General features: G+C 41.6%; 8 protein-coding genes. 4 read left to right on the top strand and 4 right to left on the bottom strand.

Annotation, left to right across the window (positions count from 1 at the left end; genetic code table 11):
* The first annotated feature begins 176 nt into the window (after positions 1-176).
* The 3 genes from HI950_RS35025 to HI950_RS35015 all read left to right on the top strand — a co-directional run bounded on the left by HI950_RS35025 (position 177) and on the right by HI950_RS35015 (position 3,590).
* A complete protein-coding gene (locus HI950_RS35025) occupies positions 177-1,019 on the top strand; it encodes an AraC family transcriptional regulator (protein WP_169091637.1) in 843 nt (280 codons plus the stop codon).
* Between the two features lie 643 nt (positions 1,020-1,662).
* On the top strand, positions 1,663-2,340 hold the full coding sequence (locus HI950_RS35020) for a TetR/AcrR family transcriptional regulator (RefSeq protein ID WP_169091639.1): 678 nt from the start codon (positions 1,663-1,665) through the stop codon (positions 2,338-2,340).
* On the top strand, positions 2,337-3,590 hold the full coding sequence (locus HI950_RS35015) for an MFS transporter (RefSeq protein ID WP_169091641.1): 1,254 nt from the start codon (positions 2,337-2,339) through the stop codon (positions 3,588-3,590). The genes HI950_RS35020 and HI950_RS35015 overlap by 4 nt, the downstream gene beginning before the upstream one ends.
* A 251-nt stretch (positions 3,591-3,841) precedes the next feature.
* Here the strand turns inward: HI950_RS35015 and HI950_RS35010 are convergent, their stop codons facing one another.
* The 3 genes from HI950_RS35010 to HI950_RS35000 all read right to left on the bottom strand — a co-directional run bounded on the left by HI950_RS35010 (position 3,842) and on the right by HI950_RS35000 (position 5,528).
* Positions 3,842-4,108, bottom strand: coding sequence for a hypothetical protein (locus HI950_RS35010; RefSeq protein ID WP_169091643.1), 267 nt, complete (start codon positions 4,106-4,108; stop codon positions 3,842-3,844).
* A 200-nt stretch (positions 4,109-4,308) separates the two neighbouring features.
* On the bottom strand, positions 4,309-4,641 hold the full coding sequence (locus HI950_RS35005) for a hypothetical protein (protein WP_169091645.1): 333 nt from the start codon (positions 4,639-4,641) through the stop codon (positions 4,309-4,311).
* 260 nt (positions 4,642-4,901) lie between these two features.
* Positions 4,902-5,528: a hypothetical protein gene (locus tag HI950_RS35000; RefSeq protein WP_169091647.1), complete on the bottom strand. Its 627-nt coding sequence runs from the start codon at positions 5,526-5,528 to the stop codon at positions 4,902-4,904.
* Positions 5,529-5,845: 317 nt separating this feature from the next.
* On the opposite strand from HI950_RS35000, the gene HI950_RS34995 reads away from it, so the two are divergent.
* Positions 5,846-6,451, top strand: a complete 606-nt coding sequence (locus HI950_RS34995; RefSeq protein ID WP_169091649.1) for a GNAT family N-acetyltransferase — start codon at positions 5,846-5,848, stop codon at positions 6,449-6,451.
* Between the two features lie 334 nt (positions 6,452-6,785).
* Here the strand turns inward: HI950_RS34995 and HI950_RS34990 are convergent, their stop codons facing one another.
* Complete coding sequence (locus HI950_RS34990; protein ID WP_169091651.1) at positions 6,786-7,298, bottom strand: hypothetical protein; 513 nt, start codon at positions 7,296-7,298, stop codon at positions 6,786-6,788.
* Between the last annotated feature and the right edge of the window lie 294 nt (positions 7,299-7,592).

The raw sequence follows: 7,592 nt of genomic DNA, 5'->3' as shown, positions 1-7,592 counted from the left end.
CTCCCATAGCTCGGGAGTCCATTGCTCTGGATAATAATCAATTCCGATCTTAATCGTCATCCTGTGATCTCCTTTATTCATCAATATATTGCGATTATATGCTATATTAATTGGAGTGAATATCTTAAATAATTAATACGATATAATAATATTAAGTTAACAGGAGAGTTGGTCGCATGCCACATCCCAATCGCGCTTTCCCGGTACTATCGGCCCGAGACAAGCTCCTCCCTTTTTATTTGCTTGGCATTGGTCTGCATCATGAACAGGAGCATATCCGCCGAGACCTAGGCATTCAGGATTATCAATGGATTCAATGCCGCAGTGGCGAGGGCAAGCTCAAGCTAAGTGAAAAGGAGCATATCGTCAAGCAAGGCATGGGCATGCTGCTGTTCCCCGGCCAGAAGCACGAATACTATGCTCTATCGAGGAGCTGGGAAGTCGACTGGATCATCTTCGATGGCAGCGGGTCAGCGAGCTTGTTTGAAACAGTCGGCATTGTAGACACATGCGTATTCACGCTTGCATCGCCCGAATACCTTCTATCCCGAATGCGGGAGCTGCTACAAGCTGCCCTTACGCCGCAAGAGCAAACGTTAAGCAATTACGCCTGCTCCGCCATCCTCTATACCTTATTGACGGAGATTATTCAGCGCGTCTCTGTCGAGGGCAGCGATACCGTCGGGCAGCAGTATGAGCGGTTAAAGCCGGTCCTAGACTATATTGACCAGCATTACGCCGAAGAGATTACTTTGCAGACGCTCGCCGGACTCATGTCCGTCACTCCGGAATACTTCTGCCATTTGTTCAAGAAGACGACAGGCATTCGTCCCATCAGCTATGTCAATCAGGTGAGGATCAACAAGAGCAAGGAATTGCTGCTCGATCGTGTGCAGCGCGGGATGCAGGATATTGCTCATCAAGTCGGCTTCGAATCTGCCAGCTATTATGGAGCAATCTTCAAAAAGCTGGAACGACTTACACCCGGCGCCTTCCGCCGCAGCTATCAGAAGTCGTAACATATGAACTGTCCAAGTGCGTTCGGGGAATAAATGTGTACCTGGTGTACGGTAACAGCTTCTGCCCTTGTTGTGCCAGCAATAGAATAGGGTCGAATTCAAACCCATTGTGAGAGAAAAGACTAAATTTCTAATATATTTATTTAAAATTTTTAAAAATTGTAAGTAATCGGACGCGAAAACAACCTACTATGAATGCTGCTTGGAATAACTGTCGGTAGAAAGTAAAGTATTAGACTGGGTGTCTTTATTCCACGCGGATTCTCGATTGTAATAACGTCAGACTTCATAAAATAAGTTTTAGACTGACCTCAGAAATTGAAACAGCGACAGCCAAGGACGAGAAAATAAAGTCCTAGACTGTCGCTGTTTCATTGAACTAACGTTCCCCGTTAGCGTAGCTTTCGATAATCTGTGTTTTTTCAAGCTCCTCAATCGTTCTTCCTTGAATCAGTTGAAGTTTTTTTAAACCAGCAAGAGTATTTTTTATTTTAATCCTTCCTTTTCCATTAGCTCTTTTATGATTTCCAATTCAGAATCAATTAAAGCCTGTTTGAAAATAAAAACCAAGTTATTTTAAGGTTCTGATGTTGCAAAATGAACAGAGTGTCATTTATAATAAAAATGACACGTGGTTTATTTTGTGACAACGAAAGGAAGTGTCGAATTGTCCCCCAAATTAACTGACAGCAAAAAGGAAGAGAGAAGGTTACAGATTCTTAATGCGGCAAAAAAGGTTTTTGCCGCAAAGGGCTACGGAGCGGCAACGTTAAAGGATATTATCGAGGAAACCGACATGAGCCGTGGGTGGATTTATTTGTACTTTCAAACCAAGGATGAGATTTTCGAGGCTTTGTTGGATAATCAGGACGCGGAACATGAACGTCACCTTGCAGAACTGATAGAATCAAAATCCTCGATCTGGGAAGTCGTCGCTGTGCTCTATATTCAACAATTACAGGAACTTTGCCGCTCCCCAAACGGCGGATTGATACCCGCGTTCTACGAATACTTCCTGATCGGCTGGCGGGAAAAGTCACGTCGAGAGCTGCTTTTAAAGCGCTATGAAAACGGGATCGCCCGATTTTCGGAGTTGCTGCAAATCGGCGTCGAGCGCGGAGAATTCTCTCCGATCATGGACATCGTAGACATTGCTAGACTTGCCGCTTCCTATCAGGAAGGCATAATGACCCATTCAATCACGATCGGTATCGAAAAAGCGAACGCCCGTATGCAGTTTGAAGCACTGTTTGAATATTTGAAGACTCTGCTTCGTCCCGTATCTGATTACAAGCCGTCTCGACGGGAGGAGATCGAATGAAGGAGCTCTTCCGCAATCCCACGTTCTGCAAGCTGTTCTTCGCGTCCATTACATCCCAGCTTGGCAATGTGGTAGGAAACATGGCAATGGCTTTCTATTTCGTTGACAGTTATAGCGACCGGCCTTCGTTGGCCACTACGGCCGAGCTGATGTATTCGCTGCCCACTCTGGCTGTGTTTTGGATCGTTGGGGTTGTGGCGGACCGGTTCGACCGCCAGCGTATTGCCGCTTATAGCGATTGGATACGCGCAGGACTAACCTTGCTGTTGTTATTATTTGTTATCTACGATCTACTTTTCCTCTGTTTCTTGGTGTTGTTTTTGCGTAGTTCGATATCTAAATTTTTCGGCCCCGCCGAGATGGGATTATTGCAAAGCAGCATCGATCAAGAACAGTACGCTCAAGCTTCCGGTCTGAATCAGATGGTCATGGGGATGTTTATGCTTTTTGGCATGAGCTTGGGAGCCGCAGCCTATCGTTTTATCGGTATCGAAGGCGCGATTATCGTTGACGGACTTAGTTTCCTGTTATCCGGTCTGTTGCTTTCCTGGGGAAACTTCCCCGAACATGCCCGTAACCCGAATGGACAAAACCGTTTTCGAGAACTGCGGTTTTCTGAAATCCTGAAAGATTTTCGGCAAGGCATTCGTTATATCGCGGGAAATCGACTACTTATCGTGCTGATTAGCGGTTTTCTCTTCTTCGGCATTGTAAACGGCGTCTTCGCCGTGCTCCCTATTTTCGCCATGAAATACAAGCTTAGCCCCGATCAGTACGTCGTCCATTCTTCACTAATAACCGTCTTTTTAGGCATCGGCGTTCTTCTGGGCAGCCTCCTTAGCCCCTATTTAATCCGACGGTTCACTAGGACGAACACCCTCATCGCCGGTTTGTTCATATCCAGTGCGCTCATCGGAGGACTAGGTACTGCCGGACGGGTAGAAGTCTACTTTGCTCTTATATTGATAGCTGGAATTGCCATCGCTCCCATTAATATCGCGCTTGGGAGCTGGATGCCGGAGCTTGTCCCTCCGCAGAACATCGGACGTGTCAATGCATTGATCGAGCCGATCATGATGTTGGGTCACTCGTTGGCTTTGGGAAGCATCGCCCTCGCTTTCCCGGCCTGGATCTCCGTAACGTGGCTGCATTACGGGCTGGCTGTTTGCGCCGTAGGAGTTAGCTTTTTCTATATGTCCACGCTCCCATCCATGGTTCGCAAACGTTTGGCTATTAACACTGAAACATAAAGCCCTAATGCTATTTACATTGGTTGCATCGTATCTCGCAGCAGGCCGATCAGCGCAGATAGAACATTCCAACTTTCGTTGTTCAGCAGTTATGTGGGTATGTTAGGCTTAGAGCGTTTTCCCTGGTATATTAACGAACACGTGAATTTCGAGGATTTGTTATGTTAAACTGCCCAGAATCGTGGAAAAGGCAGCCGATCGTGCTGACCGGCTGCCCTAGTGTCTTTATTCAGCTATCGTCTCCCGTTAGTTCAATAGTTACAAGAGATTTTCTCACCTGAAGCGACAAAAAGTTGTTCAACAGCTATAGTCATACAGCGATCTACTGAATCTGATATAGAGGTTGTTGAGTACAGAGCTCCCCAATACCCGTCCTCTCCCAAAACTTCGCTTATTTCTTTATCATGGTCAAACCACATGAAAGTTTTCGATGTAAATAAACCATCCTTAGACCGTTTAATTATCTGGACCTTGTAAATCCCACTTGGAGAAATAATTTCTTTCATTACTTCATCCATTTTCCAGCCCTCCTCTTTTGAACTAACCAGTCCGTTAGCTTAATAAAAAGAGCAGGCATTCGTAGCGCCTGCTCATCATATGTGATATTCAATTATCGTTTGCTAGCTTAATGACCGAATGCCAGAAGCTTGAACGGCCGAACTTAGAGAAATGGTTCGTAGAATTAATATTACTTTTTTATGGTTATAGTGAAAACTGATTAATTATCTTCAACACTTTTTTGAGAGTACTTCCTCGGAATAAGACTTTTTATATCTTTTTCCCACCAGAACTCGTCTTCGAAATAAATTGTTCCTGCCCAAAACTCAGCCGGTTCATGAAAAATAATGTCATCTTCATTTGTCTTATCGCGTCCAATCCAAAAGTCACTAATTCTATTTATCGCTTCATCCTCCGTAATATTATATTCTTTGACCATTTGCTGAGCAATAAAAAGACAAAAGATTTCTGATTCAATATTTGTTTTAAACGAGAAATTTCCCCTCATTAAAAATAACCTCACTTTTTGTGCTCTGATACCTCGATTAATCAAGCCAATGCATCTTTACATCTGTAATTTTAAATAGCTGAGGCTTTGGTCTTTCTTCTTCATCAATAAAATTTTGTTAAGGAGGACTCGGGGAATTTCACCATAATTTTGAAGGTAGTTGATGGTTATAATCAAACTATCGTGTCCCGTTAGCGTAATGAAGATCGTGTCAAAAATCTTCGAAATGCCTCGGGTGGACCGAGTGTCGATTGGCCCGAAGCGTGAATACGGTGTTATCGGAAGTTCATGTCCTCTTGTAATACTTACATTATCTCTATATCTAGCCTTGTATATCTTTCTTCAATCTCTTTATCTTCACTAATCCATTCTGAATCCACCCAAAGATGTATTTGTATCATTCTTGATAGTTCATCAATGGCTTGTTCAGGATTGCTAATTTCTAATAATTTTATTAAGTCTTCATGAGCTAACTCAAGAACTTTCTCTAAATATTCATGATCAATTACTTCTGACTCTAAGCCATATTCTTCTTTTGCCCATTCTTCACAAAAGTACTTCTTTGTTCTAATGTCTCCTTCTTGAAATAAAGTAAATTCAAATATATCTTCATCAAAGAATCCAATTGTCATAACAGGTTCTGACACAAAATTAGAAAGTATTTCACCAATTTTCTCGACTTTTCCCCATGAAAATTGATCATTCAGGACACTACTCCAATTCATTCCTTGGTTAATATAGAAAGATACCGATGAAGTAGTTCTTCGAATCTGTTTGTTCGATCGATATACATATTGGTCTATGATATCTACACCAGTATTATTTGCTGTTGTAAGTATTGATCCAGCTTTGTTACTCAGTCTTTGTAACGCATCAACGAGTACCTCTTGATTATTAGTTTTGATATGAAGATTGGCAAACTTTGTGCCCATTCCATCTCCTCCAAGTTTTACATAAATTTCTCATAACGTTCTTTTATTCGCGATGTCCATTCCCCTTAGATAGCCATTATCTTAGGGGAATGGGTATGTCCGGGTGCTCCTGCTTATTTTAGCCCCTCAATAATACCACATATTGGAACTAACCTGCCCGTTAGTTGAACTTAATAGAACACCTGTAGGGAATTTGTGATACATGAAAGTACAATAATTCAACGATTAATGCATTCAACGCCGATACCAATAAATATATACTAATCCCACCACGTAATAAGATAATGCATCACAACGGAATCGGAGGTATAAATGACATGAATCAAAATGTTACTTTAATAGGCAAGACAATAAAACTCTTACCCCTAGAATCTAAACATAAAGAAGATTTACTTGAAACACTGATGAATCCAAGTATATGGGAATTTACTTGGAGAAAAAATGCAACTTACGATGATATTAAGCATTTAATCGAACAAGCTATACAAAACCAGCTTCATGGCACTCAACTCCCTTTTGTCATCGTCGAACTCACGTCGGAAAAGATTATTGGAACCACAAGAATCGGAGATATTGATATGATCAATCAAAATGCGGAAATCGGCTGGACATGGCTTACACCTGCTTACTGGCGTACAGGTGTAAATACGGAATGCAAGTTTTTACTGTTAAATTATTGCTTCGAACAATTAGCGCTAGTCCGGGTGCAATTTTCCATCAGCGGCTATAACATAAGGTCACAGCGAGCGATAGAACGGATTGGGGCAACTAGAGAAGGCATATTTAGGAAGCATAGGCGGGATACTCAAGGTAGATTTCATGACAATGTTTTTTATAGCATTACTGATAACGACTGGCCTGAGGTTAAAAGCACTCTTGAACATATGATCCATGTAAAATACTCGCCAAAAAACACGAGATAGATGTTTGTCCAAAAGAAAGTAAAAGAAGTACCCTGATATTTTCCCAGCCGAATGCCACTGGTAAGCTTAACAAAAGGTGCCCATCGCAACATGGGCTTTTATTGAGCTATCCTGCCCGTTAGCGTAATGAAGCAGCCGATCATTGTGGTCGGCTGCTTCCGTGTTTTTATTGAACTATCGTTCCCCGTTAGCTTAAAGCTGCCGTTTCATTACCTGTAATGTCTTAGTTGCCATGCGAAATCATTAGTATCAATTTACTTTCTTGGTGTGAACCGAGTAATCTTCAGGTTGCAATGCTTAAAATTTATTATCGGAATACTACTGTTGGTCTTGCTTAAAATTCCCTCCATTCTTCAGTAACCCTAAAAAGGATGTATTTCTTTTCAATTACCTCGGTGATTAATTCGTAATTCGTCAAATCATCTCGCGGCACATTAACTACCAGTCTGTTATCCTTAGTGGAAATACCAAAATCGTTAAACACCAACCCTTTCTTTTGTAAATTAGGCAGTTCTTCGTTAAGACGTTCCATCTGGAGTTGTAGTTCATCTTTCGTGAACTGAGCTGAAAAAAATTGAATTTTGTCATCTTTCATTGTCATATTCAATATCATTTGACGGGTTTCTTCACTACCCTCGACCAATCCAATAAAAAGTTGGTCAGCACTCTTATAAACACCAGCAAATCCTGGAAGTAAATTATTCTTGGCTGCCTTCAAAATTATTACTACGTCATCATCAGGTATGTCTATTACACTGGTTATATCGACTTCTTCTACTTTTTGTAGAGGCATACTTGAACAAGAAGTAAGTACTAGTGCACATAACAAAACTAATATTTTGTCCATCAATTCTCCCCCTCCTATTAGACATCATTTTACCACTTATTTTCCATAACCTTATCTTCAAAGCAAAAATAAAATGAGCAGGACACCTCAGCGCCTGCTCATCTATGTGTGTTATTCAACTATCGTCTCCCGTTAGTTCAGCTTTATATTGAATCAAACACAAAGACAGGACCATTCCACTTTTCATCTTGTATAAGCTGCTCATCATAAAAATTGTTTTCTTTGTATTGTGTAATTACCTGCTTCCAAAATTCATACGCGCTCTTATTAGCAAATGTCTGTCGCACCTCCCAT

It is taken from the genome of Paenibacillus sp. PL91 (assembly GCF_012935325.2).
In the GTDB taxonomy this organism is placed as follows: Bacteria; Bacillota; Bacilli; order Paenibacillales; family Paenibacillaceae; genus Pristimantibacillus.
Note: the sequence above shows the minus strand (reverse complement) of the source record. Positions and strands in the feature narration are given on the sequence as shown.

Excerpts from the sequence above, each read along its gene's own strand:
- HI950_RS35025 (WP_169091637.1), top strand. The coding sequence starts at position 177 with ATGCCACATCCCAATCGCGCTTTCCCGGTACTATCGGCCCGAGACAAG.
- HI950_RS35015 (WP_169091641.1), top strand. The coding sequence starts at position 2,337 with ATGAAGGAGCTCTTCCGCAATCCCACGTTCTGCAAGCTGTTCTTCGCG.
- HI950_RS35010 (WP_169091643.1), bottom strand. The coding sequence starts at position 4,108 with ATGGATGAAGTAATGAAAGAAATTATTTCTCCAAGTGGGATTTACAAG.
- HI950_RS35000 (WP_169091647.1), bottom strand. The coding sequence starts at position 5,528 with ATGGGCACAAAGTTTGCCAATCTTCATATCAAAACTAATAATCAAGAG.
- HI950_RS34995 (WP_169091649.1), top strand. The coding sequence starts at position 5,846 with ATGAATCAAAATGTTACTTTAATAGGCAAGACAATAAAACTCTTACCC.
- HI950_RS34990 (WP_169091651.1), bottom strand. The coding sequence starts at position 7,298 with ATGGACAAAATATTAGTTTTGTTATGTGCACTAGTACTTACTTCTTGT.